The following is a 26798-nucleotide window of genomic DNA, read 5'->3' on the forward strand; positions in this document are numbered from 1 at the left end:
AGCGGCGGAGTTGCAGCGACGCCCGGCGTTCGGCCGCGGAAACTCATCCCAGCGGTTTCGTTACCTCACCGCGAATCTTTCCCGCCTTGTCCGCGAACGCCTGGAGGTCGATGGACTGCGGATCCTTCGCCAAATTCCTGGCGTCGGTTTCCGCGACATTCCCGCTCGTACTGGAGTCGGCCCAGACACAGAACGTCAGCGTGACCTTCTGCCCCATTTCCGTCCGCACATCAACGCCGCAGGTGAGCGAATCTCCGCCCCCGCTGGGCGTGAACTCCTTGTCCGCCACGGCAACTTCCGTCTTGCCGTCGCGCGTCATGCCTCGGATGGTGTGGTCGACGGCCGTCTCGGGGTCATCAATGACGCCGTAAAGCCCCAGCATCGCCATTGACTTGGTCCCGCTCGTGTACTGGCCGCCTGCCGTCTTGATGTCGTGCTCATTGGCCCCTTCACTCGGCACCGAACGGCCGGCCTGCTGGGATATGTCCTTGGCGAGCTTGTACTCCCCGCCCACCAGTGTCTGCGGCACCGCGATCCGGTACCTCGGCCCGCCGGACGACCCGCCCGACGAACTCCCCCCACCCCTGAACGCCGCGTTCGACGCCAGCGTCCCGATCACCAGCACACCTGCCACGGCGCCGATGATGCCCCACACCTTTCCGGCCTTCCGCCTGGGCGGTATGGGCGGCGGCATGCCGGGCCCGCCGCCGTACCCGAAGGGAGGGGCTTGCTGCGGCATCCCGTAAGGCCCCGGCCCCGGCTGCCCGTAGGGCACCGGCCCGCCTGGGTGCGGCTGCTGTCCGTACGGCGCCGGCCCACCGGGTGCGGCACCCACCGGATACCCGGCCGGCTGCCCGGGCTGCGGCATCCCTTGCGGCGCACCGTACCCCGGCGCCTGCCCGAAACCACCTGGCGGCTGTTGCGGTGTAGTCATTTACTTCTTTCTATTCCGAGGCGCGACCGAAGACTTGAGACGGGCTTCTTGAACATGCTGATTCCACCCCGATGCCCACTCCTCCAACAGCACATCGATGACGGCCGACCGCTGGCGGTCATCCTGACGGAACGAGGACATGTCATATGAGCGGCTGGAGCGCTATGCGGAGTGGGGCGCACGATGCCGGAATGACAGACAGCCCCGGCTTCAGCTCCCGGTGATGGCGGAGTGGCACGGAACGGAAGACGCTCGCCCGGGCGATACGGGGACGTATCAGGGGTCCCCCCCCCGCCACGGGTTGCCTTCTCCGCATTGCGGCCGCTGCGTCGTGCTGCTGAAAACGAGTCGCGTTTAGCGATACCAGTCCTCCCCCTCGGCCTGAATGGACCGCTGAAGATAATCTTCCAGAGAAGCCGACACCCAGTTCCGGGCATCTGTCTCGTGATCCCACACGAATACGTCATTCCGTTGCGGATTGCGCACGAAGGCGAATTGGTCGCCCCCTCCATTGTCTCCAAAGAACATCACGTCATCGAAGGGCATATAGAGATCTCTGAAGGATGACTCGGTGCGGAACTGTTCGTTATCGTCAAGGATTCGCTGTGCACTCCAGACGACTTCGGTTCCGAACTCGTCATCTAGGCCATCGGTCTCCAGTAGGAGTTGCTTCAGGGGGTCAGGTAGCGATTGGCCAAGGCGCTGTTCAATTTGATCCAAGATTTGGCCATCCGCCGGGTCATGAAAATCGACCTGTCCGCCGAAGCCGGCGACCATTTCGCGCCACATGGCGCCTCCTTGCGTGTGCGTGGTGATCGAATCCTAGCGGATCCTAGGGCTGAACCAGTGGCCCAGCGAGTCGTCGACCTTGGTTACGTGATCCAAGACTTGCTGGCGCGTCGGGTTGGGGTGAGAACTGTAGAATTCGTTCCAGGCAATCCGGATTTCACTAAGATGTATTCGGCTATTAATGTCCCCCTTCGGGATCCCTCTCAAATTCTCCAGCGAGTGCATTTCATTCGGCGAGAAGAGTCCTGGGTATCTGCGGAGGACTTGTTGCTCGATGGCATGGTGAACCACCACCTGTCCCTTTAGTTCGGGATGCGCTTCAAAAAAGTTCTTCTTGTAGTTGTGGCTCGCAGTGTGACCGACCGATGCCTCTTCCCGTGTCGGTAGTGACTTGCCCAGAACACTCTCACTGCGTCCCTCCGCAAGCTTCTTGGCGTCGTCGCAGGGGGAAAGACCGAGCGGATCGGTCCAGCTGAACGGATTGGCAACGTAGATGTTGGGGTTAGGTGATGGTTCTAGGCCCAGGGGGTCGAAACTTAGGTAGCGCGCTGTGGTCGGGTCGTAGTAGCGGTGAAAATTGTAGTGGAGTTGAGATTCGGGATCGAAATATTGGCCGGGAAAACGGAGAGAGGTGAAAGCTGTAGCGTCGCCGTTCCAGGTGGTCGTACCCCAAAGTGTCGCGCGAACGCGCCAAGCTACAGTGCCCCGGGTATCGACGAGTTCTGTTGGAGTGCCAACGCAATCTGTGACTATGGCGAAGAAGCGCTCGTCGATGGCGCGTTGGGAGTCATTTTCCAGAGATGTGGATTTGCGTTCGGATTGCGTCACAGGGACGAGGCCCTGGTGGTCCCAGGTAAGAGACAGATACTCCGGGGAGCTAGAGGTACGGCTGGTTTGTTCGGTGAGAGTCGGGCCGTCCCAGGAGAAGTCTGTGTGTTCCAGCGCAGTTACACCATCCGCGGCTAGCCGTAGTTTGGCTGTGCGGCGGCCCAGCGGGTCGTAGAGGTAGCGCCAGAGTGTTCCGTCTGGGGTCACTACTGATGTGAGGTGATCCTCCCCATTCCAGGTGTATTGCCAAGTGTCTGGTTTGCGGGAGAGGCGGGTTTTTTGGCGGAGGGTTACGCGGCCGAGGCCGTCGTGTTCGTAGCGGATGCGGCCGGCGCGGGTGATGTTGGTGCCGGTGTAGGTGCGCTCGCCCCGGGCTGAGGGGTTGGGGTGGCGGTCGGGCCAGGTGGCGTGGGTTTGGTTGCCGGCTTCGTCGTAGGCGTAGGTCTCGGTCCAGTCGGCGGCGTGGACGGCGGTGACGCGGCCGGCGCGGTCGAGGTCGAAGGTGCGGCGGCCGGTGTGGGAGTCGTCGATCGCGGTGAGGTGGCCGTCGGGGCGGTAGGTGTAGCCGCGGTGGAGGACCCGTTCGGCTTCGGCGGCCGCAGGGTTCTCCGGCCCGGTGGACTGGAGCGTGCCCGTGGCCGCGGTGGTGAGGGATTGGCCGGTGAGGCGGCCGGTGGGGTCCCAGGTGTGGGTGAGGGCTAGGTGGTCGCCGATGGTGCGGGTGAGTTCTTGGCCCGCGGCGTCGTGGTCGAAGGTGAGGGTGTGGCCGCCCGTGTTGAGGGCGGTGCGGTTGCCGGCGGCGTCGTAGGTGTAGGTGGTGGTGTGGCCGGTGGGGGTGGTGCGGGAGGTGCGGCGACCCAGGGCGTCGTAGGTGAACGTCATGGTGCGGCCGTTGACGGTTTCGGCGGTGACGCGGCCGAGGATGTCGCGGGTGTAGGTGACGGTGGCGTCTGGATTGGCCGCTTGGTGGAGGTTGCCGCTGGCGTCGTGGGTGTAGGTGGTGACCAGGCCCGCGGCGTTCTTCTCGGTAATACGGCCGAGGGCGTCGCGGCTGTAGGTGGTGATCTCACCGAGTGCGTTGGTACGCGTGGCCAGTTGGCCGGCGCCGTCGTGGGTGTAGGCGAGAGCGCGATCGTCGAAGTCGGTCTCGGATATCAGGCGGCCGGCCGGATCGTACGCGTAGTTCCAGGTCAGACCCTGGGGGTTGGTGACCTGGGTGAGGCGGAGTTCGGTGTCGTGGGTGAAGGTGTGGCGGACGCCGTCGGGGTCGGTGCGGGCCGCCAGGAGGTCGAAGTGGCCGTATTCGTAGTGGGTGGTCTGGCCGATGGCGTCGGTGTGGGTGAGGCGGTTGCCTTCGCCGTCATACGTCCACTGTTCTGTGGCACCGGACGCATCGATGCGCGCGGCGAGCTTCCCCTCCACCGTCCACACCATGTGGGTGGTCTCGCCCAGGGGGTCTGTGACGGAGGTGGTGCGGCCGAAGGCGTCGCGGCGGTAGTGGGTGGTGGCGCCCAGCGGGTCGGTGACCGATATCGGCAGACCGGCCTTGTTGCAGTAGAGGTGGGTGGTGTTGCCCAAGGCGTCGGTGACGCCGGCGATGTGGCCGCGCTCGTCGTGGGTGTAGGTGGTGGTGGCGCCGGCGGGGTCCGTGGTGGAGGTGCGGTTGCCGTCGGTGTCGTAGGTGTGGGTCCAGGTGGTGCCGTCGGGGCCGGTGACGCTCGTCGGGTGGCCGTCGGCGTCGTAGGTGGTGGTGGAGACGCTGCCGTCGGGGAGGGTGACGGTTACCGGGCGGCCTGCGTCGTCGTAGTCGATGTGGGTCGTACGGCCCAGGGGGTCCGTGCTGGACAGGACGCGGTGCTTGGCGTCCCGGACGGTGCGGGTGGTGGCGCCGGTGGGGTCGGTGGTCGCGACGATCTGATGATGGTCGTTGACCTGGTAGGTGAGGACCTGGCCGAGGGAGTTGTGGTGGAGGTTGGTGCGCAGGCCCGTCACCGGGTCCGGGTCGCCCCAGGTGAAGTGGGCGCGCAGGTGGCCTTCGGCGCCGCCCTGTGACGTGCATCGGTCCTGGTCGTCGTAGACGTAGGTGTAGCTGCTGTTGTTGGTGTCGGTCCAGGACGTGATGCGGCCGGTGTCGTCGTAGGTGAAGCGGAGCGGCAAGCCTGAGGAGTTGGTGACCGTGGCCAGGTTGCCGAAGGCGTCGTAGCCGTAGGTGACGAGGAGTTGGTCGCCGCCGTCGGGAGCGGCGCCGGCCAGGTGGAGGGCGGTGATGCGGCCTTCCTCGGTGGTGAGGAGGAGGCGGTAGCCGGCGCTGTGGGTGATGGCGGTGGGGGTGCCGTCTTCGGTGTAGTCGAAGGTGTGGTGATTGCCGCGGCGGTCGGATATCTCGTCGAGGACGGCGAGGTTTTCGGTGTAGGTGGTGAAGTAGCGGCGGGTGCCGGTGTGGGGGTCGGTGAGGAGGTAGTCGCCGTCCGGGGTGAGTTCGAGGGGTGCGCCGTCCCCTTCGTGGGGGAGGGTGGGGACGCCGACGGCGGGGTGGGGGTAGAGGAGGAAGTTGCCCTCTTCGCCGATGAGGATGACGCCTTCGGCGTCGATCTCCAGGCGCTGATCGACCGTGGACATCCAGGTCGGGCCGAACCAGCGGCCGGTGCGGTAGGACGACTCGAAGGTGCGGGCGAAGGTGAGGGGGAGGCTGCCGGGGAGGGTGATGTCGGTCTGCGGCAGGATCATGCGGCCGGTGGCCATGTCGATGGGGTCGCTGCCGAAGGTCTTGCACCAGGCGGTACGGGCGCGATCCATGATCGTGCGCTTGCCGCCGTCCTTGACTGCTGTCCGTGCGGCCCCCTTGGCCGCGTCCTTCGCCCCCGCCTTCAGCAGGCCCTTGCCGATGGCGCCGGCACCCTTGCCGCCGAGGAGGTTGGCGAGGGCGCCGCCACCCGTATCCCAGGGGTCGCTCCCCCAGCCCTCGCCGAGCATCCCCTTGGCCAGGCGCCCGGGGTGGGCGGCGGCGCCGGCGAGGCCGAGTGAGGTCTTGGCGACGTTGGCCAGGTACATATGGGGGTGGGCGACGTTGTACGGCTCCATCGGGTTCAGCGTGCGGGCCAGATTGACCTGTTCGACCAGGCCCTTGCCCACACCACCGACGACGTGCATCAGGTTCATGCCGCCGGCCGCGATTCCGTCAGCGACGTCGAAGCCCGCCTCCGTGGTGAACTTCGGTGCCTGCGGAGCGTGTTCCAGGGCGCCCTTGAGAGCGTGCTGCGCCTTTGCGGCCGCTTCGTTGCGCTGACTCCGAGCGTTCTTGAGAATGTCTTGCGCCGCCTCGCGGCCCTGATCGCCGGGGTCGTGGAAGTCGCCGGGCTTGTCGGGCTTGGGCCCGGGGTCGGAACCCTGGTCCCGCGCGGCGTTATAGGCGTCGGCCTTCGCGTTGTACGCATCGACCTTGTGGCGGTGGGCTTCGTAGGCCTTCTTGCTCTTGCCCTCGGCCGCCTGCCACGCGTCGATGGCCGACTGGGCCTTCTTCTGGGCCCAGGAGACCGTTTCCGCGTAGGAATCGAGGGCTTTCCACGCCGCCTCACAGGCATCCGCGGTCCGCATCCACTGTTTGGGGTGCACGTCGAACTTCTCGTGGAAGCTATCGGCGGCCTTTCCCTTCCAGGAGCCCGCGTCCAGTTTGCGGATTCCCTGGCCGACGCGTTCGAAGGCCGCGTAGAAGTCCTTCAGGTGCGCGGCGGATTCATTGATCTTCGCGACGTCGCCGTGGATCAGCTCCTTGGGGTCGTCGCTCTCGCCCAGCTGCCGTTCATCGACCTGCGCTCCCAGCGCATCGGCGACGTCTTCACCGGCCGAGCGGACGCTCTTGGCCGCCCCGTCCGCACCGACGTAGTCGAGAACGTCGGCGGTCTTGTCCGTGGCGTAGCCGACCGCCTCGCCGGCCGCTTCCTTCACGCCATCGACGGCGCTCCCGACCTTGTCGGCCGTGGAATTGATGCCGTCCTTGACGTCCCCGAGAAAGTCGCCGAGGCCCATCAGTTCTCAACCCCCAGTGGTGCGGTGCAGCGGTGGATGTGCAGTAGTGGCGGTGCGGCGAAGTCTCAGGATCCGTCGTGCCCTTGGGCCTGATGGGGCGCTTGCAGGGGCCGCAAGGCCCAGTTGTGGTCCGCGTCGCCCGCCCACTTGGACGTCGAGAAGTCCTTGCCCGTCTGCTCCGCCGCTTGCCCGACTTCGTCATACGCCTTGAGGGATCTGGCCGAGGTGGGGTCCCAGTCCGCGTCATCGAACTGGGTGACCGCGTTGTCCTCGCCGACCTGCTTCCACGTCCGGTGCTTCAGCCGTTCCTCCGTCATCGTCGGGTCGCCCATCAGCAAGGCATTCGCCCCGACCTTCAGCGTCGTCGAAACGTACTGCTCCTGCTCGTGATAAAGCCCGGCCGTCAAATCGAGACGGCGCGCGAATTCGTTGGCTTCATGGATGAGCAGACGAACGCCCCAGCCCCAGCGTTCACAGAACGCATCGAATACGGAACGCACATCGGCATGCCCGGCCTCCATGCCGGAGAGGGCAAGCTTGTCGAATCCCTGGCCGAGTTGGGCGCTGGTATCGAAGCCCAGCTCCTTCAGTTCCGCGATCGCGTCGTGGATGCCCTTGGTGACCTTCTTCAGGGCATCCGGATCGAGCTCGTACCCCTCGGCGGACGTCATGCCGCACCCCCGACCGCGGGTACACCGGCTTGGCCTCCGGCCGCACCCGGCTCGGCGATGTCGACCGCCACGGAGTCCGGAACGATGCCGCTGACCGGCGGAAACACCATCGCCTGCGGGCTGCCCGCATCGAGCACCACGCCCGCCGGGCCCTCGATGGCGGGGATGACGACGTCGAGGAGACGCGCACCGGCCGTGCGGACATAGGACAGTTCGGCATCGGGGCCGGCGCCTCGGGACACGGCGAAGCGGGCCAGTTCCTGTTCGTCGGAGAAGGCGTACAACCACCGGATACCGGTCAACTCGGCCGACATGAGAGAGTCGTTGACAACCGGGACCAATACCGATGTCCGACGCAACTCGCCCACCAGCGCGGCTGGATTCGGATGTCCTGCGTGAGCTGCTGCTACCTCGTCGGCCAATGACATGACGGATCGCCCTCCCCCCGTTTTCTCCTGAACTGCCGAACCCACTTTCGCATACGGCACTGACAGAGCCGGCAAAGGCGCTTCGGCGTGAAAACCGGCCGCTGGTTCCTTTTGATTTCAACAAGGGGAGTTGCGTTCGAAGTCCGGCCCGGTGGGAGAGCGCGGTCGAGTGTGCTTCGCACCGGGAGCGCCCCGGGTGTGTGTTGTCCTTCAGCCGCCAATGGGTAAAGCCACGTTCGGGCAGCCCGCGGTCCTGTGTCGTCCTCCTGCCGGCTTGCTGCGCGAACTTCCCGCTGGTGCCGCCCAAGACCCCCAGAGGTCGAGCCCAGTTGGGCCCACCCGCCCCCGCAACAACGCCAACCAGCCCACATTGGCCGGGATTCCAGCATTCCGGGGGCTTCTCCCCGGTTGGGGGCGCAGTATCGCAGCCGAGCGTGTAGCTTCCCGGGGACGAGCGGCCCGGCCGGGGGGCCGCGTAGGGGCCCGCCGGTGGTGGGAGGGGGTTGCTCGATGGGCGTGCGGCTCATGGTGGTCGACGATCATCGTTTGCTCGCGGAGGCGCTCGCTTCGGCGTTGAAGCTGCGCGGGCACCGCGTTCTGGCGGCGGCCGCGCCGAGTGCGGGGGCCGCGGAGCTGGTGGTGAGCCGGGCGCCCGAGGTGTGTCTGCTGGGGACCGCCGCGCCCGCTCAGCCGGGCGCCTTCGACCCGGTCGTACGGATCAAGAAGGAGCGGCCGCAGGTCGCGGTGGTGGTGTTGGGGCCGGTCCCCAGCCCGCGCGGAATCGCCGCCGCATTTGCGGCCGGGGCTTCGGGGTACGTCCGCAATGACGAGCGGATCGAGGGCGTGGAACGCGCCATGATGAAGGCGCGGGCGGGGGAGTCGGCGGTCTCGCCGCAGCTGTTGCAGCAGGCGTTTGAGGAGTTGTTGCATCCCGCGGCGCAGCCGGACGACGAGGGTGCGCGGCTGCTGGAGCTGCTCACTCCGCGCGAGGTCGAGGTGCTGATGCGGGTCGCGGACGGCGAGGACACCCGGCTGATCGCGGCGGGGATGGATATTGCGCCGAGTACGGCGCGTACGCACGTCCAGCGGGTGTTGATGAAGCTGGAGGTGGGTTCCCGGCTGGAGGCCGCCGCATTGGCGGCGCGTACCGGGCTGCTGGACCGGGCGGCGGGCGGCCGGGCCGTACGCGCCACGGCGGCGGAACCGGGTGATCCGGTGCCGCCGCCGCAGTAGCCGGCGCCGCGCTCAGCCCTCCGCGGGGCCGTCCCCGGCCGCGGCCCGCAGCTCGTCGGCGGTCGGCGGGACGGTCGGCCGCAGCTTCAGCCAGACCAGGAAGAACAGGCCGAGCGCGAGCATGCCCACGCCGGTCCACAGGTTGATGTTGATCTCCTGGGCCTTCCTGAGGTCCGCGTCCGAGGCGGTCAGGCCGGCGATGGTCACGATCACGCCGTAGACGACGAACAGGCCGCCGATGATGCGCCGTACGTCGAAGAGCCGCGCGGCGGTCGCCGATTCGCGCTCCAGCTCCTCGACCTCGTGCTGGTAGTCACTCATGGTGGGTCAACTCCGCTGGTTCAGGCTGGGTCAGAGGGAGAACGGGATGTAGCAGACGGCGGCGAGGACGAGCGCGCCCCAGCCCAGCAGGGCCGGCTTGCGGTACCAGGCGTCGTCGCCCTCGGCCGGCAGCTCCTCCATGCCGGGTGACCGGGTGCCGTAGACCAGGCCGGCGAGGGAGGCGGCGGGCTTGGGCTTGGTGACCATGGTGACCACGACCATGACGAGCGCGCCGACGACGAAGGCGACGATCGAGGAGACGAAGTTGGCGCCCTGGTCGGAGGGGATCGAGATGATGCCCTGCTTGTAGAACCAGAAGTAGTTGACCATCGCGGCCACGGTCCCGGAGAGCAGCCCCCAGAAGCCGGCCGCGGCGCTGGTCCGCTTCCAGAACATGCCGATGATGAAGACGACGAACAGCGGCACGTTGAAGAAGGAGAAGAGCGTCTGGAGGTAGTTCATGATGTTGCTGAAGGACGAGGCGATGAAGGCGGTGCCCATGCCGATCAGCACGCCGACCGCGGTGACCACCCGCCCGGTCGCCAGGTAGTAGCGGTCCTCGCGGCCCTTCTTGAGGTACGCGGCCCAGATGTCGTTGGTGAAGACCGTGTTGAAGGACGAGACGTTGGCCGCCATACCGGCCATGAAGGCGGCGAGCAGGCCGGTGACGGCGATGCCGAGGACGCCGTTGGGGAGCAGGTCCCGCATCAGCACCGGGATCGCGTCGTTGTACTGGAGCCCGCCTTCCGATTTGCCCAGCGTCGGCTCCATGACCAGCGCGATCAGGCCGGGGACGACCACCACCAGCGGGATGAAGATCTTGGGGAAGGCGGCGATCAGCGGGGTGCGCTGGGCGGCGGAGAGGTTCTTCGCGGACAGCGCGCGCTGGACCTCGGCGAAGTTGGTGGTCCAGTAGCCGAAGCTCATCACGAAGCCCAGGCCGAGGACGATGGTGAGCCAGTTGGCGCCGAGCGGGTTGGACTCGCCGATGCCGGTGCCCTTCCAGGCGGTCAGGAAGGCGTCCCCGTGCGAGGAGGTCAGCGAGTGGGTCAGCCCGTCCCAGCCGCCGACGCGCTTGAGGCCGACGACGGTCAGCGGGATCAGCGCGGCCAGGATGACGAAGAACTGGAGCACCTCGTTGTAGATCGCCGAGGACAGGCCGCCGATGGTGATGTACACCAGGACGAACAGGCCGGCGATCACGATCGCGACCCACTGCGGCCAGCCGAGCAGCGCCTGCAGCACGATCGCCATGGCGTAGAGGTTGACGCCCGCGATCAGCACCGACGAGACGGCGAAGATCACCGACGACAGCAGGTGGGAGGACGGGCCGAAGCGGTGCAGCAGAAATTCCGGCACCGAGCGGACCTTGGAGCCGTAGTAGAAGGGCATCATCACCAGGCCGAGGAAGACCATGGCCGGGATGGCGCCGATCCAGTACCAGTGGACGGTGTAGGCCCCGTACTGCGCGCCGTTGGCGGCCATCCCGAGGATCTCGGTGGCGCCGAGGTTGGCGGCGACGAAGGCGAGGCCGGTGACCCAGGCAGGCAGTGACCGCCCGGAGAGGAAGAAGTCCAGGCTCGTCTTCACACTGCGCCTGGCCGCGAATCCGATGCCGAGGACGACGGCGAAGTAGATGGCCAGGATGGTGTAGTCGAGCCCGTTGGTGGGGAGCCGTAGCCCTTCGGCCAGCGTGATCATAAGGGCACTCTTTTCGGGGGTCCGGGGGTTGTCCCCCAGGAGACAGAGCGGTGTGCGCGAGCTGAACGCACAAAAAGCTACGCTCGGTCGTTGAGAAACTGAACACTTCTGTTCGTTTGAGTTGTTGATTCGTGACCGGGGTAGACGGTTTGTCCCGGATGTCTGGCCATGGGCCCCACGTTGACGCTGCTGTTTAGTTGTGCTTCATTGTGTTTGTTTGTGTTTGGAGTGGGTGAGGAGCTCTCGTGAAGAAGACGACGACCCGGCTGGCGGACGGCCGGGAGCTCATCTACTACGACCTGCGCGACGACGCCGTACGTGACGAGCCCGACCCCCGCCCGCTCGACCCCGTCGCCACCGCCGCCGAGATCCGCGCGGACCGGCTGCTCGGCGACCGGGTCGCCATCGCCTCGCACCGGCAGGCCCGCACCTACCACCCGCCGGCCGATGAGTGCCCGCTGTGCCCCTCCCGCGAGGGGCGGCACTCCGAGATCCCTGCCCCCGACTACGACGTCGCCGTCTTCGAGAACCGCTTCCCCTCCCTTGCCGGGGACCGCGGCCGCTGCGAGGTGGTCTGCTTCACCTCCGACCACGACGCGTCCTTCGCCGACCTCACCGAGGAGCAGGCCGGCCTGGTCCTGGACGCCTGGACCGATCGCACCGCCGAACTGTCCCAACTCCCGGGCGTGGAACAGGTCTTCTGCTTCGAGAACCGCGGCGAGGAGATCGGCGTCACCCTCGGCCATCCGCACGGCCAGATCTACGCCTACCCCTTCGTCACCCCGCGCACCGCGCGCATGCTCGACTCGCTCGCGGCGCACCGTACGGCCACCGGCGGGGGCAACCTCTTCGACGAGGTGGTCGACGGGGAACTGGCCGACGGCCGTCGCATCGTCCTGGAGGGCGCGCACTGGGTGGCCTTCGTCCCGTACGCCGCCCACTGGCCGTACGAGGTGCACCTCTACCCGAAGCGCCGGGTCCCCGACCTGCTCGCCCTCGACGAGGCGGCGCGCACCGAATTCCCACAGGTTTACCTGGAAGTCTTGCGGCGGTTCGACCGGATCTTCGACGAAGGGGACGGGGAGCGCACCGCCCGCACGCCGTACATCGCGGCCTGGCACCAGGCTCCGCTGCGCGCCGAGCACCGCGGAGAATTTGCACTCCACCTCGAGCTTTTCACCATTCGCCGCACTTCCGGCAAGCTGAAGTTTCTCGCGGGTTCCGAATCCGGCATGAACGTGTTCATCAATGATGTGCCGCCGGAGGCCGCGGCCGAGCGACTGCGAGAGGTAGCGAGCAAGTGAGCAAGAAGTACCTGGTCACGGGCGGTGCCGGATATGTCGGCAGTGTGGTTGCGGCGCATCTGCTCCAGGCCGGCCACGAGGTCACCGTGCTGGACGACCTGTCCACCGGCCACCGCGACGGCATCCCCGCCGGAGCCCGCTTCGTCGAGGGCCGAATCCAGGACGCGGCGCAGTGGCTCGATCCGTCCTACGACGCGGTGCTGCACTTCGCCGCCTTCTCCCAGGTCGGCGAGTCGGTGACCGACCCCGAGAAGTACTGGCGCAACAACGTCGGCGGCACCATGGACCTGCTCGCCGCGATGCGCGACGCCGGTGTCCGCACCCTCGTCTTCTCCTCCACCGCGGCCACCTACGGCGAGCCGACGTCCACCCCGATCACCGAGTCCGCCGAGACCGCGCCCACCAGCCCCTACGGTGCCAGCAAGCTCGCCGTCGACCACATGATCAGCGGCGAGGCCGCCGCGCACGGCCTGGCCGCCGTCTCGCTGCGCTACTTCAACGTCGCCGGCGCCTACGGCAGCTGCGGCGAGCGCCACGACCCCGAGTCGCACCTCATCCCGCTCGTCCTCCAGGTCGCCCGGGGCAAGCGCGAGGCGATCTCCGTCTACGGCGAGGACTACCCCACCCCCGACGGCACCTGCGTACGCGACTACATCCACGTCGCCGACCTCGCCGAGGCCCACCTTCTTGCCCTCGACGCGGCGAGCGCCGGTGAGCATCTGATCTGCAACCTCGGCAACGGCAACGGCTTCTCCGTCCGCGAGGTCATCGAGACCGTCCGCAAGGTCACCGGCCACCCCGTCCCCGAGATCGCCGCTCCGCGCCGCGCCGGCGACCCCGCCGTACTGGTCGCCTCCGCACAGACCGCCATCGACCGCCTCGGCTGGCGGCCCAGCCGCGCCGACCTCGCCGGCATCGTCGCCGACGCCTGGCAGTTCGCGCAGCACCTCGACCGGACGAAGGAGTCCTGATGGCCGCGCACGGAGCCGTCACCCCGGCCACCGGGCACGCGCACCGCGCCCGGCACACGGCGGAGCGGTTCGCCGCCGTGTACGGCGCCGCGCCCACGGGCCTGTGGGCGGCGCCCGGCCGGGTCAACCTGATCGGTGAACACACCGATTACAACGACGGTTTCGTGATGCCGCTGGCCCTCCCGCACGCCACGATCGCCGCCGCCTCGGCCCGCACCGACGGGGTCCTGCGGTTGCACTCCGGCGGCGCCGGCGGCGGCATCGTCGAACTGCGCACGGACGAGCTGCGGCCGGCGCCGGGCCCGGCATCCGAGGCGCTGGAGCGGAGCCGGGGCGGAACGCAGCGCAGCGGGGGCTGGGCCGCGTATCCGGCCGGCGTCGTCTGGGCGATGCAGGAGGCGGGACTGCCCGTCGGCGGTGCGGATCTGCACTTCGAGAGCACGGTGCCCACCGGGGCCGGACTCTCCTCCTCCGCGGCCCTGGAGGTCGCCACCGCGCTCGCCCTCAACGATCTTTACGCGCTCGGCCAGCAGCCGCAGCGGCTGGCGCAGCTCGCCCAGCGGGCCGAGAACGCCTTCGTCGGGGTGCCCTGCGGGATCATGGACCAGACCGCCGCGGCCTGCTGCACCGCGGGCCACGCCCTGTTCCTGGACACCCGCGATCTCACCCGGCGGCAGATCCCGTTCGACCTGGCGGGGGAGGGGCTGCGGCTCCTCGTGGTGGACACCCGGGTGCAGCACGAGCTGGGCGACGGCGCATACGCCGAACGGCGCGCCGGCTGTGAGCGTGGCGCGCGGGCGCTCGGAGTGCGGGCCCTGCGCGAGGTGCCGTACGCGCGTCTGCCCGAGGCCCTCGCCGAGTTGGCCGGCGATCCCGTCGTCCAGGCCCTCGTCCGGCACATCGTCACCGAGAACCACCGCGTCGAAGAGGTCGTCGCCCACCTCGACGCGGGCCGCACCCGGGCCATCGGCCCGCTGCTGACGGCCGGTCACGCCTCGCTCCGCGACGACTTCAAGATCTCCTGCCGCGAACTCGATCTCGCCGTCGACACCGCGCTGGCGGCGGGCGCCCTCGGGGCCCGGATGACCGGCGGCGGCTTCGGCGGCTCGGCGATCGTGCTCGTCGAGGAGGCGGACGCGACGGCCGTCGGCGAGGCCGTCACCGAGGCGTTCGCGGCGGCCGGCCGTGCCCGGCCGCGGATCTTCGAGGCCGTCCCCGGCGCGGGGGCGCACCGCATCGAGTAGGGCGCGCCGGGCGGCGCGCGGCCGCCCGACGGCTGCCGAACGGCCCGTCCGGGCAAGCAGTTTCGTCAATCAGCTTCCCTCGCCGCACCCCGTCCGTACGCTGAGATCCTGCACCGGTGGGGGCCGGTGTCGATCAGGGGGCGAGACCGTTCGGGTACGACGCCCGGGGTGGAGTGGCGAAGCCGGCGCGGCGGCGGCCGTGCGGCTGAGGCGATCTTCAATCCGGGCGTCGTGCCCGCTATGGTCCGTTCACCGGGACAGGGGGTCTCTGTGCAACGCATCCGGGTTCTGGTGGTCGACGACCACCGCATCTTCGCCGAATCCCTGGCGGCCGCGCTCGCCGCGGAGCAGGACGTGGACGTCGCGGCCGCGGGCAGCGCTCCCGCGGCGCTGCGCAATCTGGACCGCGCGGCCACCGACGGCCGCCGCTTCGACGTGCTGCTCGCCGACGCCGACCTCACCGCGCCGCTGCTGGCGGTGCCGCAGCAGTCGCCGGCGCCGCTACGCGAGAGCGTGCCGCGCGCCTGCCCGCGGGACGGCATCGCGCTGGTATCCGGCCTGCGCACCAGCCATCCGTATCTGCGCACCGTCGTCCTCGCCGACCGCGACGACCCGCGCCGCGCGGCCGCCGCCCTGCAGGCCGGCGCGTCCGGCTGGGTCGCCAAGGACTGTTCGCTCTCCCGGCTGCTCGCCGTGATCCGCGGCGTGCTGCGTGATGAAACGCATCTGCCGCCCGCGCTGCTGACCGGTGTGCTGCGGGAGTTGACGGCCGCGCGCAAGCACCGCTCGGAGAGCGAGCGGCTGGTGGAGTCGCTGACCCCGCGCGAGCGCGAGGTGCTGCGCTGCATGGTGGCGGGCCTGGGCCGCAAGGCGGTCGCCGAACGGCTGTTCCTCTCCCCGCACACGGTCCGCACCCATATGCAGAACGTGCTCGGCAAGCTCGGGGTGCACTCCACCCTCGCGGCGGTGGCCCTGGCCCGCCGGGCCGGCGTCGGCCCGGTCGAGCTGGAGGCCGCGGCGGCGGCTTCGGTGCCGGTGCCGTAGGGGGTGGGCGAACACATCCCGTAGGGGATGCGAACGCCCCCTGCGGAGCCCAACGTGGCGGGCCGGGGGCGGTATTCCTGGGGCCGGGCGGTATTCCTGGGACCGGGCGGTATTCCTGGGACCGGGCGGTATTCCTGGGACCGGGCGGTGTTCCCCGTCAGATGTCCGTCAGCACGGCCACGCCCCGGACCGCCAGGACGACCCGGTTCACGGCCCCGCCCGCCACCCCGTCCGCGAGTGCGTCCCGCATCGGCCCGGGCAGCGCCACCTCGATGGCCGCCGCCCCGTGGTTGAGCAGGAAGAGGTAGCGCCGGTCGGCGCGCTCGCGCACAGTGGCCTGCACACCGGCCGGCAGCCCCGGCAGTTCGGGCCGCACCCCCGCCGCCTCCCGTACATCGTCCAGCAGGGCCCGCATCAGGGCCGCTTCGAGCCGGGTGCCGACGTACCAGGCCGTGCCCCGCCCGTAGCTGTGCCGGGTCACCGCGGGCCGGCCGGCGAGGTCGCCGTCCGTGAAGCGGGCCAGCGCCTCGGCCCCTTCGAGATCGATGGCCTCCGACCACAGGTCCGCCCGCCCCGCGTAGGCTCCGTCGCCGATCGCCACCGACCGTCCCGCGTCCAGCGGCCAGAACTCCTCCACCCGCAGCCCCAGCAGCTCCCGCAGCGGCGCCGGATAGCCCCCGGGGTGCACCCGGTCGTACTCGTCGACGATCCCGGAGAAGAAGGACACCAGCAGCTGCCCGCCGGCGTGGACATAGGCGGCCAGCCGCCGGGCGTCGGACGCGGTGAGCAGATACAGGTTGGGCGCCACGACCAGCCGGTAGCCGGACAGCTCGCGCTGCGGCGGCACCACATCGCAGGCCACGCCCGCCTCGAAGAGCGGCCGGTAGTGGTCCAGCGCGATCCGGGAGTGGTCCAGCGCGGTCGACGGCTTGGAGTCCAGCTCCAGCGCCCACCAGCTGGGCCAGTCCGACAGCAGCGCCACCGCTGCCCGCGACCGGGTCCCCTCGATGTCCGGCAGCGCCGCCAACTCCCGTCCCAGCTGCGCCACTTCACGGAAGATCCGGGTGTCGGTGCCGCCGTGCGGCAGCATCGCCGAGTGGAACTTCTCCGCGCCGCCCAGCGACTGCCGCCACTGGAAATACAGCACCGCGTCCGCGCCCTGGGCGACCGCCTGCCAGCTCCACAGTCGCATCGCCCCGGGCGGCTTGGGGCCGTTGCAGGGGCGCCAGTTGACCGCGCCCGGCGCCTGTTCCAGCAGCATCCATGGCTGCCCGTCGCGGGCCGAGCGCATCAGGTCGAAGACGTAGCCCGCCCGGAGGTGGTCGTCGGGCACATACGGGTCCTGGTAGAAGTCCAGCGCCATCGCGTCCATGTGCGGGGCCCAGGCGAACGCGTCGACGGGCTTGTGCTGCGGCATCAGGTTGGTGGTGACCGGCACCCCGGGCGTGATGCGCTCCAGTACGGCCTTCTCGGCCAGATAGCAGGCGCGCAGCGCCTCGTCGCCGAAGCGCAGATAGTCCAGCTGCTGTGCGGGGTTGGGGAAGGTGGGGGCGGTGCGGGGCGGCAGCACCTCCTCGAAGTCGCCGTACGCCTGCGACCAGAAGGCCGTCGACCAGGCGGCGTTCAGCGCCTCGATGCCGCCGTAGCGGGCGCGCAGCCAGCGCCGGAAGTCGTCGGCCGACACCTCGCAGTAGCACTGGCGGGTGTGGCATCCGTATTCGTTGCCGACGTGCCACATGGCGAGCGCCGGGTGGCCGGCGTAGCGGGCGGCGAGCTGTTCCACGAGGCGTACGGCGTGGGCGCGGTAGACGGGGCTGGAGGGGCAGTAGTGCTGCCGGCCGCCGGGCCAGCGGCGCCGGCCGTCGGCGTCCTCCGGCAGCATCTCGGGGTGCGCGCGGGAGAGCCAGGGCGGCGGTGAGGCGGTCATCGTCGCCAGGCAGACGGCGATCCCGGCGCCCGCCAGCCCGTCCATGACACGGTCGAACCAGCCGAAGTCCCATTCCCCGGGCCGGGGTTCGACCTTCGCCCAGGAGAAGATCCCGGCGGTGACCATGGTGACATGGGCCGCCTTCATCAGCTTCAGATCCTCGGCCCACACCTCCTCGGGCCACTGCTCGGGGTTGTAGTCGCCGCCGAATCGGATGCCCATCGGACCTCCTGCGTCGAAGCTCGGGCGGGGCGCGCGGCCCCGCCGCCCGGTTCAAGAAGAGTTCTTGTACACGCTCCAGCCGCCGTCGACGACGAGGCTCGCGCCGGTGACGAAGGATGCCTCGGGGGAGAGCAGAAAGGCGATGGCGGCGGCGACCTCCTCCGGCCGCCCCAGCCGCCGGGCCGCCGTCTGCGCGGCGCTGGCCTGCCGTTCTTCCTCGCCGATGCCGTCCCAGGCCGCCGTCAGCACGGGGCCGGGCAGCACGCAGTTGACCCGCATCGCGGGCCCGTACTCGACGGCCAGCTGCCGCCCGAGCCCGGTCAGCCCGGCCTTGGCCGCGGCGTACGCGGGCCGCCCCGGCAGCCCGACCAGCGCATGCACGGACGAGGTCAGCACCACCGCGCCGCCGCGCGCCCGCAGATCCGCCAGGGCGGCGCGCACCCCGAGGAACGAGCCGGTGAGATTGACCGCGAGCTGCCGGTCCCATTCCGGGAGCGGGGTGTCGCCGGCGGCCGCCACATACGGCAGAAAGGCGTTGCTGACCAGCCCGTCCACCGGGCCGTAGCGCCGCCGGGCCGCCTCGACGGCCCGCCGCCAGTCGTCCTCGACCGCCACATCGCAGTGCTCGTACGAGGCATGGCCGCCGGCCGCCCGGATGCGGCGGGCGGTGTGCTCGCCGCGGGCGTCGTCGATGTCCAGCAGCAGGACGCCGGCGCCCTCGGCCGCCAGCCGGTCGGCGGTGGCCGCCCCGATCCCGGCGGCGGCGCCGGTCACCAGGACCGTACGGCCCTCGAACCGCCTGCCGTACGGGCCGTTCGACGAATGCGGTGCGCGCTGCTGGCTCATGGCGCGATCCAAGCCCACCGGCCGAGCGGCGGGCAAGGGGACGCGGCGCGAGGGGGCGCGCACAGAACCAGGGGGCGCACGTAAGGCTCTGACGCATCGTCAGTTACATGAATGCCATCCCGTCGTGCGCCGGTGTCGAGCCGCTTCCGCGGGCGCCCGCCGGTCGGCTCTGCAGCCCCGCCGACAGCGCCCGCGCGCCTGGCCGGGAGTCACCGCCTCTCGCCCGTACACGAAAGAAATCGGCCACGGAGGAAGAGGAAAAGCCGGCCGCTCGCCCGGAATGCGCCGGATATCGACGGGGAATGCGACTGAACGAGCCGGACGGCTAGCCGGGAATGTTGTCGAACGGACCGGTCAACCGCCGTAGCAGCCCGGCCAGTTCGCCGCGCTGCTCGCGGGAGAGCTCGGCGAGGATGGCGCGCTCCTGGATCAGCAGTCCGGCCAGTGAGCGGTCGGCCTTGTCGCGGCCCGCCGCGGTCAGTCTGACCAGCACTCCGCGCCGGTCGCTGGGGTCGGGCAGCCGCTCGACGAGGTCCTTCTTGGCGAGCCGGTCGATGCGGTTGGTCATCGTCCCCGAGGTGACCAGGGTCTGCGTCAACAGTGCCCCGGGGGAGAGCTGATAGGGCGCACCGGCGCGCCGCAGCGCGGTGAGTACGTCGAATTCCCAGGGCTCCAGGCCGACCTCGGCAAAGGCGATCCGGCGGGCCCGGTCGAGATGCCTGGCCAGCCTGGAGACGCGGCTGAGGACCTCAAGCGGCTCCACGTCGAGGTCCGGGCGCTCGCGGCGCCATGCTGCGACCAGTCGGTCGACCTCGTCCTCCATGACGATCAGTGTAGAGGGTCTGTCGACATGAAGTCTCTTGACGTCGAGATATATTTCGCTGGACTATGGGCATCGTCGGCGGGGACCCGGTTTCCGGCCGAGACGGCCCGAACCAGACCGTGCCAGATTGTGCCTGCCCTGCACCAGCGAAGGGGTTTCGAACCATGCGCGACGCACCAACCTGGGATCCACAGCAATATCTCCGCCACTCCGGGCACCGGACCCGCCCCTTCCTCGATCTCCTCGCCCGGATATCGGACCTGCCCCGGCCCGAGCGCCCCGCCCGCATCGCCGACCTCGGCTGCGGCCCGGGCAATGTCACCACCCTGCTCGCCGCCCGCTGGCCGGACGCGCACATCACCGGATACGACAACTCCCCGGAGATGCTCAAGGAGGCCGAGGCCCACTCCGGCCCCACCCCGGGCGGCGGCCACCTCGACTTCGCCCCCGCCGACGCCACCGACTGGGCGCCCGAGGAGACCTACGACCTGATCGTCTCCAACGCGGCACTGCAGTGGGTCCCCAACCACCCCGATTCCTTTGCCCGCTGGATCGACGCGCTCACCCCCGGCGGCACCTTCGCCTTCCAGGTCCCCGGCAATTTCACCTCGCCCAGTCATGCCCTCCTCGGCGAGCTGTGCGACTCCCCGCAGTGGCGCGAGCGGCTCACCACCCACGGCCGTCGCTTCGTGCACATCCTCGAACCGGCCGACTACCTGGAACGCCTCGCCGACCTCGGCTGCGCCACCGACGTGTGGGAGACCACCTACGTCCAGCTCCTGGAGGGCGAGGACCCGATCCTCGACTGGGTCAAGGGCACCGCGCTGCGCCCCGTGCTGACCGCGCTGGAGAACGATCCGGACACCCGCGAGGCCTTCCTCGCCGAATACCGCGACGCCCTGCGCAAGGCCTACCCCACCGGCGCCCACGGCACCGTCTTCCCCTTCCGCCGCATCTTCGCGGTGGCCCGCAAACCGGCTGACGGCTGACGCCCGCCCGCCCCTTCTCTCCCCCCGAGGTGACGCCCGTGATCACCGGCCTCGACCACATCCAGCTCGCCGCACCTCCCGGCACCGAAGACGCCCTGCGGGCCTATTACGCGGACCTCCTCGGCATGACCGAGATCCCCAAGCCGCCCGCGCTCGCGGCGCGGGGAGGGTGGGGGTCCCCCCTGCTCGAGCGCAGCCGAGAGCTTGGGGGATGGTTCGAGGCCGGTACGGCCCGGCTGCATCTGGGCATCGAGCCGGACTTCCGCCCCGCACGCAAGGCCCACCCCGGCATCCGCGTCCACGGTATCGACGCCTTCGCCGCCCGCCTGACCGCCGCCGGGGCCGCCGTCACCTGGGACGACGCCCTCCCGGGCCATCGCCGCTTCTACTCCGTCGACCCGGCCGGCAACCGGCTGGAGTTCCTGGAGCCGCAGGCCTGACCTCAGTTCTTGCGGTGCCCTATCAACCGCGGCCGGGCCTCCAGATTGCCCAGGCCGTGCCAGGCCAGATTGACCAGATGGGCCGCGACCTCGGCCTTCTTCGGCTTGCGGGTGTCCACCCACCACTGGCCGGTCAGGGCGACCATGCCGACGAGGGCCTGGGCGTACAGCGGCGCCAGCTTCGGGTCGAAGCCGCGGGCCTTGAATTCCAGGCCCAGGATGTCCTCGACCTGGGTGGCGATATCGCTGATCAGGGAGGCGAAGGTGCCCGTCGACTGGGCGACGGGGGAATCGCGGACCAGGATGCGGAAACCGTCGGTGAAGGTCTCGATGTAGTCGAGCAGCGCGAAGGCCGCCTGTTCGAGGAGTTCGCGGGGGTGGCCGGCGGTCAGTGCGCCGGTCACCATGTCCAGCAGCTGCCGCATCTCGCGGTCCACGACCACCGCGTACAGGCCCTCCTTGCCGCCGAAGTGCTCGTAGACCACCGGCTTGGAGACCCCGGCCTTCGCCGCGATCTCCTCCACCGATGTGCCCTCGTAGCCCCGCTCGGCGAAGAGCGTGCGACCGATGTCCAGCAGCTGCTCCCGGCGCTCCGCCCCGGTCATCCGGACCCTGCGGGCCCGCCGGGCCGCCGGAGCCGGGGACGGCTTGCCCTTGCTGTTGCTCGCGCTGCTGTTGTCGATCGCCACCCGTCAATCATGCCTTCCTCTGCTACCGCTGGGTGGTACCCCCGGTGCCCACTGCCGCGCGCCGGGCCGCGAGCCGGGCGGTGTCCGGCCAGCGGACGTCGTACGCCCAGCCCGCCTTCTCGAACCAGCGGATGAGCCGGGCGCTGGAATCCACCTGCCCCTTCAGCACGCCGTGCCGGGCGCAGGTCGGGTCAGCGTGGTGCAGGTTGTGCCAGGACTCACCGCAGGACAGGACGGCCAGCCACCAGACGTTGCCCGAGCGGTCGCGGGACTTGAAGGGGCGCTTGCCGACCGCGTGGCAGATGGAGTTGATCGACCACGTGACGTGATGCAGCAGCGCGACCCGGACCAGGGAACCCCAGAAGAACGCGGTCAGCGCGCCCTGCCAGGACCAGGTGACCAGGCCCCCCACCAGCGGCGGGATCAGCAGCGACACCGCCGTCCACAGGACGAACTGGCGGGAGACCATCCGGATCGAATCGTCCTTGACCAGGTCCGGTGCGTACTTCTGCTGCGAGGTCTGCTCCTCGTCGAACATCCAACCGATGTGCGCCCACCACAGCCCCTTCATCAGGGCGGGCACCGTCTCGCCGAAGCGCCACGGGGAGTGCGGGTCGCCCTCCGCGTCGGAGAACTTGTGGTGCTTGCGGTGGTCGGCCACCCAGCGCACCAGCGGCCCCTCCACGGCCAGCGACCCCATGATCGCGAGCACGATCCGCAGCGGGCGCTTCGCCTTGAACGCGCCATGGGTGAAGTAGCGGTGGTAGCCGATCGTGATGCCGTGGCAGCCGATGTAATACATCGCTGTCATCAGCGCCAGGTCCAGCCAGCTCACCCCCCAGCCCCAGGCCAGCGGCACCGCGGCGAGCAGCGCCACGAACGGGACGGTGATGAAGAGCAGCAGGGCGATCTGTTCGAGCGATCTGCGCTGCTCGCCGCCCAGCGTCGCGGACGGCACACCGGCACCGGCGACGGATGAATCGGCAGGAATCGGGGGATCTTCTACGGCTTCAGGACCAGCGGTCATGGTGTCCCTCGTCGGGGGCTCGGGGGCACGGCTACGGCTACGGGACCGTAACCTACGGTTTCGTAAGTATGGCAGTGACACCGTCACGGGCAAGGCCGTGACAGGCGCCACACCTGCCGGTGCCGCGGCAGATGCCCACCAAGCGGACGGTGTGATTCCCGGAAGCTGGGCAGACCTATCCTGGGGACGTCGGACAGCGCGGTCCGCACACGCCCGCATCAGACCAGCCCATTCGTCGCCCGCCACCCCTCATGCCAGAGCCGCGGCGCGACGTCCCTGATCGCTGCAAGGAGCCGCACCTGTGAGCAGTGCCGACCACACTCCGGCCGAGACCGCGACCGCTGAGAGCCTGGACGCCGGCCCGAGCGACAACATCGCCCTGCGTGCCGACATCCGCCGTCTCGGCGACCTCCTCGGCGAAACCCTTGTCCGCCAGGAAGGGCAGGACCTGCTCGACCTCGTCGAGCGGGTACGCGCCCTGACCCGCGAGGACGGCGAAGCAGCAGCCCGGCTCCTGGGCGACACCGACCTGGCCACCGCCGCCAAGCTGGTGCGCGCCTTCTCCACCTACTTCCACCTCGCGAACGTCACCGAGCAGGTCCACCGCGGCCGCGAGCTCGCCGCCCGGCGCGCCGCCGAGGGCAGCATCCTGGCCCGCACCGCCGACATGCTGAAGGACGCCGATCCCGAGCACCTGCGGGACACCGCCCGCAACCTCGGCGTACGCCCCGTCTTCACGGCGCACCCCACCGAGGCCGCACGCCGCTCCGTCCTGACCAAGCTCCGCAAGGTCGCCGAGCTGCTGGAGATCGCCGACGGCAGCGAGCGCCGCCGCGCCGACCTCCGCCTGGCCGAGAACATCGACCTCATCTGGCAGACCGACGAGCTGCGCGTCGCCCGGCCCGAGCCCACCGACGAGGCCCGTAACGCCATCTACTACCTCGACGAGCTGGGCCGCGGCGCCGTCGGCGACGTCCTCGAAGACCTCGCCGCCGAGCTGGAGCGGGCCGGCACCGAGCTGCCCGCCGGCACCCGCCCGCTCACCTTCGGCACCTGGATCGGCGGCGACCGCGACGGCAACCCCAACGTCACCCCGCAGGTCACCTGGGACGTCCTGCTCCTCCAGCACGAGCACGGCATCACCGACGCGCTGGAACACGTCGACGAGCTGCGCGGCGCGCTGTCCAACTCCATCCGCAACTGCGGCGCCACCGACGAGCTGCTGGAGTCCCTCCAGCGCGACCTCGATCTGCTGCCGGAGATCAGCCCCCGTTACAAGCGGCTGAACAGCGAAGAGCCGTACCGCCTCAAGGCGACCTGCATCCGGCAGAAGCTCGTCAACACCCGCGAGCGCCTGGCCGGCGACACCCCCCACGTCCCCGGCCGCGACTACCTCGGCACCCCGGAGCTCCTCGACGATCTCGCGCTGATCCAGACCTCGCTGCGCGCACACCGCGGCGGCCTGGTCGCCGATGGCCGCCTGGAGCGCACCCTGCGCACCATCGCCGCCTTCGGTCTACAGCTCGCCACCATGGACATCCGCGAGCACGCCGACGCCCACCACCACGCCCTCGGCCAGCTCTTCGACCGTCTCGGCGAGGAGTCCTGGCGCTATGTCGACATGCCGCGCGACTACCGCCGCAAGCTCCTCGCCAAGGAACTGCGCTCGCGCCGCCCGCTGGCTCCCACTCCCGCCCCGCTCGACGAGGCCGGCGCCAAGACCCTCGGGGTCTTCCGCACCATCCTGCGGGCCAAGGAGACCTTCGGACCCGAGGTCATCGAGTCCTACATCATCTCGATGTGCCAGGGCTCCGACGACGTCTTCGCCGCCACCGTCCTCGCCCGTGAGGCCGGTCTGATCGACCTGCACGCCGGCTGGGCCAAGATCGGCATCGTGCCGCTGCTGGAGACCACCGACGAGCTGAAGATCGCCGACCAGCTGCTCGACGAGATGCTCGCCGACCCCTCCTACCGGCGCCTGGTCGCCCTGCGCGGCGACGTCCAGGAGGTCATGCTCGGCTACTCCGACTCCTCCAAGTTCGGCGGCATCACCACCTCCCAGTGGGAGATCCACCGCGCCCAGCGCCTGCTGCGCGACGTCGCCCACCGGCACGGCGTCCGGCTGCGCCTCTTCCACGGCCGCGGCGGCACCGTCGGCCGCGGCGGCGGCCCCTCCCACGACGCGATCCTCGCCCAGCCCTACGGCACCCTCGAAGGCGAGATCAAGGTCACCGAGCAGGGCGAGGTCATCTCCGACAAGTACCTGGTGCCGTCGCTGGCCCGGGAAAACCTGGAGCTGACGGTCGCGGCCACCCTCCAGGCCTCCGCGCTGCACACCGCCCCCCGGCAGTCCGACGAGGCGCTGGCCCGCTGGGACGCGGCCATGGAGACGGTCTCCGAGGCCGCGCACGGCTCCTACCGCCGGCTGGTCGAGGACCCCGACCTGCCCGCGTACTTCTTCGCCTCCACCCCCGTCGACCAGCTCGCCGAGCTCCACCTCGGCTCGCGTCCGTCCCGCCGCCCCGACTCCGGCGCCGGCCTCGACGGACTGCGCGCCATCCCGTGGGTCTTCGGCTGGACCCAGTCCCGCCAGATCGTGCCGGGCTGGTACGGCGTCGGCACCGGCCTCAAGGCCGCCCGCGAGGCCGGACTCGACAGCGTCCTGGACGAGATGCACGAGCACTGGCACTTCTTCCGCAACTTCCTGTCCAACGTCGCCATGACGCTGGCCAAGACGGATCTGCGGATCGCCCAGCACTACGTCGACACCCTCGTCCCCGACGAGCTCAAGCACGTCTTCGACCACATCAAGGCCGAGCACGAGCTCACCGTCGCCGAGGTCCTGCGCGTCACCGGCGAGAAGCAGCTGCTCGACTCCAACGAGGTGCTCCAGCAGACCTTCCACATCCGCGACGCCTACCTGGACCCGATCTCCTACCTCCAGGTGTCGCTGCTGCACCGCCAGCGGACCGCCGCCGAGCGCGGTGAGGAGCCGGACCCGGTCCTCGCCCGTGCGCTGCTGCTCACCGTCAACGGTGTCGCGGCCGGCCTGCGCAACACCGGCTGACCCGGCGGCCCGGTACACCACGGCGGCCCGTCCTCTCACCGGAGAGGACGGGCCGCCGTCGTATCTGCCCTGTGCCCTACATCGCCGCGAAGGCCGCGCCCAGCAACACCGCCCCCAGCAGCCCCATCACCCACGCCGTACGCCGCAGCCGCATGCCTCCGGCCACCACCAGCGCCGCCAGCAGCAGCGCCCCCGCGAACGGCACCCACGCATGCAGAATCCCGGCCGGCCCGGTCCGCACCGCATGGGTCGTGCCCGGCTCGACCGTCACCTCGACCTGCTCGCCCTTCTCGGGCGCGGCCGCCTGCGCGATCGACACCTTCGCCCGCCGCTGGCCGTCACCGCCCGTCGGCCGGTACGGCCCCGTGCACCGCTCACCCGCACACGCCGAGACCGTCATCATTCCGCGCTCCCGCGCCTTGACGAGCATCGCGTACTGCGCTGTGTGCCATGACGTCCACACCCCCGCCACCAGCAGCAGCGAGGCCAGCAGACCCATCACGACGATCCTGGCGACGAGCAGCGCCCCGTAGGCGCTCTCACCGACCCGGCGGGTACGACTGCGTCTGACCGAACGGGTGCGCGTGCTGCTTCGGGGCATGGCGGCGATCCTTGGCCATGCACCAGCGCCCGGTCAACCTCCGACAACGGTTCGTCAGCCCCTGACCCCCGCTGTCCCATTCAGGAGTTGTACGTACTCTGCGCCCGTTCCAGACCGTCCACGATCAACGTTTCCACCGCATCCGCGGCGCGGTCCACGAAGTAATCCAGTTCGCGCCGCTCCGCCGAGGAAAAGTCCTTCAGCACGAAATCCGCCACCTGCATACGGCCCGGCGGACGCCCGATCCCGAACCGCACCCGGTGATACTCCGCGCCCAGGGATTTCGTGATCGACTTCAGACCGTTGTGACCGTTGTCACCGCCGCCCAGCTTCAGCCGCAGCGCACCGTAATCGATATCCAACTCATCATGAATGGCAATGATGTTGGCGACCGGCACCTTGTAGAAATCCCGGAGTGCGGTGGTCGGTCCGCCCGACACATTCATGTACGACGACGGCTTCGCCACCACCACCCGCCGGCTTCCCGGCCCCGGCGCACCGCAGCGGCCCTCGACCACCTGCGCCCGCGCCTTGTGCGCCTTGAAACGGCCCCCCATCCGCTCCGCCAGCAAATCCGCCACCATGAACCCCACGTTGTGGCGATTTCCCGCATACTCCGGGCCCGGATTACCCAGCCCCACGACCAGCCACGGATCCGCGTCCGACATTTCCG

22 protein-coding genes are annotated in these 26798 nt (G+C 69.7%); 8 read left to right on the forward strand and 14 right to left on the reverse strand.

The window, feature by feature from the left end:
• Nucleotides 1-43 precede the first annotated feature (43 nt).
• From CPH93_RS20520 to CPH93_RS20540, 5 genes are all read right to left on the reverse strand, one after another.
• On the reverse strand, nucleotides 44-634 hold the full coding sequence (locus tag CPH93_RS20520; protein ID WP_159395032.1) for a hypothetical protein: 591 nt from the start codon (nucleotides 632-634) through the stop codon (nucleotides 44-46).
• Nucleotides 635-1288: 654 nt separating this feature from the next.
• On the reverse strand, nucleotides 1289-1723 hold the full coding sequence (locus tag CPH93_RS20525; RefSeq protein WP_096213665.1) for an SMI1/KNR4 family protein: 435 nt from the start codon (nucleotides 1721-1723) through the stop codon (nucleotides 1289-1291).
• Nucleotides 1724-1756: 33 nt separating this feature from the next.
• Nucleotides 1757-6577, reverse strand: a complete 4821-nt coding sequence (locus CPH93_RS37295) for a putative T7SS-secreted protein (RefSeq protein ID WP_096213666.1) — start codon at nucleotides 6575-6577, stop codon at nucleotides 1757-1759.
• Nucleotides 6578-6642: 65 nt separating this feature from the next.
• Nucleotides 6643-7248 carry a hypothetical protein gene (locus tag CPH93_RS20535; protein ID WP_096213667.1) on the reverse strand — a complete coding sequence of 202 codons (606 nt, stop codon included), beginning with the start codon at nucleotides 7246-7248 and terminating at the stop codon, nucleotides 6643-6645.
• Nucleotides 7245-7676: an SseB family protein gene (locus CPH93_RS20540; protein ID WP_096213668.1), complete on the reverse strand. Its 432-nt coding sequence runs from the start codon at nucleotides 7674-7676 to the stop codon at nucleotides 7245-7247. Before CPH93_RS20540 ends, CPH93_RS20535 begins: the two co-directional genes overlap by 4 nt.
• A gap of 510 nt (nucleotides 7677-8186) precedes the next feature.
• Between CPH93_RS20540 and CPH93_RS20545 the strand changes: the two genes are divergently transcribed.
• Nucleotides 8187-8909, forward strand: coding sequence for a response regulator transcription factor (locus CPH93_RS20545; protein WP_006605122.1), 723 nt, complete (start codon nucleotides 8187-8189; stop codon nucleotides 8907-8909).
• 12 nt (nucleotides 8910-8921) lie between these two features.
• Here CPH93_RS20545 and CPH93_RS20550 read toward each other — a convergent pair whose 3' ends face one another.
• Both CPH93_RS20550 and CPH93_RS20555 read right to left on the reverse strand, forming a co-directional pair.
• Entirely contained in the window at nucleotides 8922-9230 is a 309-nt protein-coding gene (locus CPH93_RS20550; RefSeq protein WP_096213669.1) for a hypothetical protein, read from the reverse strand.
• 30 nt (nucleotides 9231-9260) lie between these two features.
• Nucleotides 9261-10931 carry a sodium:solute symporter family protein gene (locus tag CPH93_RS20555; RefSeq protein WP_093483620.1) on the reverse strand — a complete coding sequence of 557 codons (1671 nt, stop codon included), beginning with the start codon at nucleotides 10929-10931 and terminating at the stop codon, nucleotides 9261-9263.
• A 245-nt stretch (nucleotides 10932-11176) separates the two neighbouring features.
• On the opposite strand from CPH93_RS20555, the gene galT reads away from it, so the two are divergent.
• From galT to CPH93_RS20575, 4 genes are all read left to right on the forward strand, one after another.
• Nucleotides 11177-12235, forward strand: coding sequence for a galactose-1-phosphate uridylyltransferase (gene galT, locus CPH93_RS20560; RefSeq protein WP_096213670.1), 1059 nt, complete (start codon nucleotides 11177-11179; stop codon nucleotides 12233-12235).
• Nucleotides 12232-13206, forward strand: a complete 975-nt coding sequence (galE, locus tag CPH93_RS20565; RefSeq protein ID WP_096213671.1) for a UDP-glucose 4-epimerase GalE — start codon at nucleotides 12232-12234, stop codon at nucleotides 13204-13206. The genes galT and galE overlap by 4 nt, the downstream gene beginning before the upstream one ends.
• Nucleotides 13206-14450: a galactokinase gene (gene galK / locus CPH93_RS20570; protein WP_096213672.1), complete on the forward strand. Its 1245-nt coding sequence runs from the start codon at nucleotides 13206-13208 to the stop codon at nucleotides 14448-14450. The genes galE and galK overlap by 1 nt, the downstream gene beginning before the upstream one ends.
• A 270-nt stretch (nucleotides 14451-14720) precedes the next feature.
• Nucleotides 14721-15494 (forward strand): response regulator transcription factor, encoded by a 774-nt coding sequence (locus tag CPH93_RS20575; protein ID WP_093483616.1) that lies wholly within the window; start codon nucleotides 14721-14723, stop codon nucleotides 15492-15494.
• A 157-nt stretch (nucleotides 15495-15651) separates the two neighbouring features.
• Here the strand turns inward: CPH93_RS20575 and CPH93_RS20580 are convergent, their stop codons facing one another.
• The 3 genes from CPH93_RS20580 to CPH93_RS20590 form a co-directional block, all read right to left on the reverse strand.
• Entirely contained in the window at nucleotides 15652-17643 is a 1992-nt protein-coding gene (locus CPH93_RS20580) for a beta-galactosidase (RefSeq protein ID WP_096213673.1), read from the reverse strand.
• Nucleotides 17644-17694: 51 nt separating this feature from the next.
• Nucleotides 17695-18489, reverse strand: a complete 795-nt coding sequence (locus tag CPH93_RS20585; protein ID WP_096213674.1) for an SDR family NAD(P)-dependent oxidoreductase — start codon at nucleotides 18487-18489, stop codon at nucleotides 17695-17697.
• 325 nt (nucleotides 18490-18814) lie between these two features.
• Nucleotides 18815-19312 carry a MarR family winged helix-turn-helix transcriptional regulator gene (locus CPH93_RS20590; RefSeq protein ID WP_006605131.1) on the reverse strand — a complete coding sequence of 166 codons (498 nt, stop codon included), beginning with the start codon at nucleotides 19310-19312 and terminating at the stop codon, nucleotides 18815-18817.
• Nucleotides 19313-19476: 164 nt separating this feature from the next.
• Here CPH93_RS20590 and CPH93_RS20595 point away from each other — a divergent pair, with 164 nt between their 5' ends.
• Both CPH93_RS20595 and CPH93_RS20600 read left to right on the forward strand, forming a co-directional pair.
• Nucleotides 19477-20301: a trans-aconitate 2-methyltransferase gene (locus CPH93_RS20595; RefSeq protein ID WP_096213675.1), complete on the forward strand. Its 825-nt coding sequence runs from the start codon at nucleotides 19477-19479 to the stop codon at nucleotides 20299-20301.
• A 38-nt stretch (nucleotides 20302-20339) separates the two neighbouring features.
• Nucleotides 20340-20741 (forward strand): VOC family protein, encoded by a 402-nt coding sequence (locus CPH93_RS20600; RefSeq protein ID WP_096213676.1) that lies wholly within the window; start codon nucleotides 20340-20342, stop codon nucleotides 20739-20741.
• A gap of 2 nt (nucleotides 20742-20743) precedes the next feature.
• On the opposite strand, the gene CPH93_RS20605 is transcribed toward CPH93_RS20600, so the two are convergent.
• Together CPH93_RS20605 and CPH93_RS20610 are read right to left on the reverse strand one after the other, a co-directional pair.
• Entirely contained in the window at nucleotides 20744-21430 is a 687-nt protein-coding gene (locus CPH93_RS20605) for a TetR/AcrR family transcriptional regulator (protein ID WP_093483611.1), read from the reverse strand.
• Between the two features lie 22 nt (nucleotides 21431-21452).
• Entirely contained in the window at nucleotides 21453-22457 is a 1005-nt protein-coding gene (locus CPH93_RS20610) for an acyl-CoA desaturase (RefSeq protein ID WP_093483610.1), read from the reverse strand.
• Nucleotides 22458-22758: 301 nt separating this feature from the next.
• Here CPH93_RS20610 and ppc point away from each other — a divergent pair, with 301 nt between their 5' ends.
• The gene (gene ppc / locus CPH93_RS20615; RefSeq protein WP_173909851.1) at nucleotides 22759-25524 is read left to right on the forward strand and encodes a phosphoenolpyruvate carboxylase; all 2766 of its coding nucleotides are present in this window, start codon (nucleotides 22759-22761) and stop codon (nucleotides 25522-25524) included.
• 76 nt (nucleotides 25525-25600) lie between these two features.
• Here ppc and CPH93_RS20620 read toward each other — a convergent pair whose 3' ends face one another.
• Complete coding sequence (locus CPH93_RS20620; protein ID WP_093483608.1) at nucleotides 25601-26125, reverse strand: hypothetical protein; 525 nt, start codon at nucleotides 26123-26125, stop codon at nucleotides 25601-25603.
• An 80-nt stretch (nucleotides 26126-26205) separates the two neighbouring features.
• On the reverse strand, nucleotides 26206-26793 hold the full coding sequence (gene pth / locus CPH93_RS20625) for an aminoacyl-tRNA hydrolase (protein WP_096213677.1): 588 nt from the start codon (nucleotides 26791-26793) through the stop codon (nucleotides 26206-26208).
• Between the last annotated feature and the right edge of the window lie 5 nt (nucleotides 26794-26798).

The sequence above is a fragment of the Streptomyces sp. 2323.1 genome, from assembly GCF_900221035.1.
Taxonomy (GTDB): domain Bacteria; phylum Actinomycetota; class Actinomycetes; order Streptomycetales; family Streptomycetaceae; genus Streptomyces; species Streptomyces sioyaensis.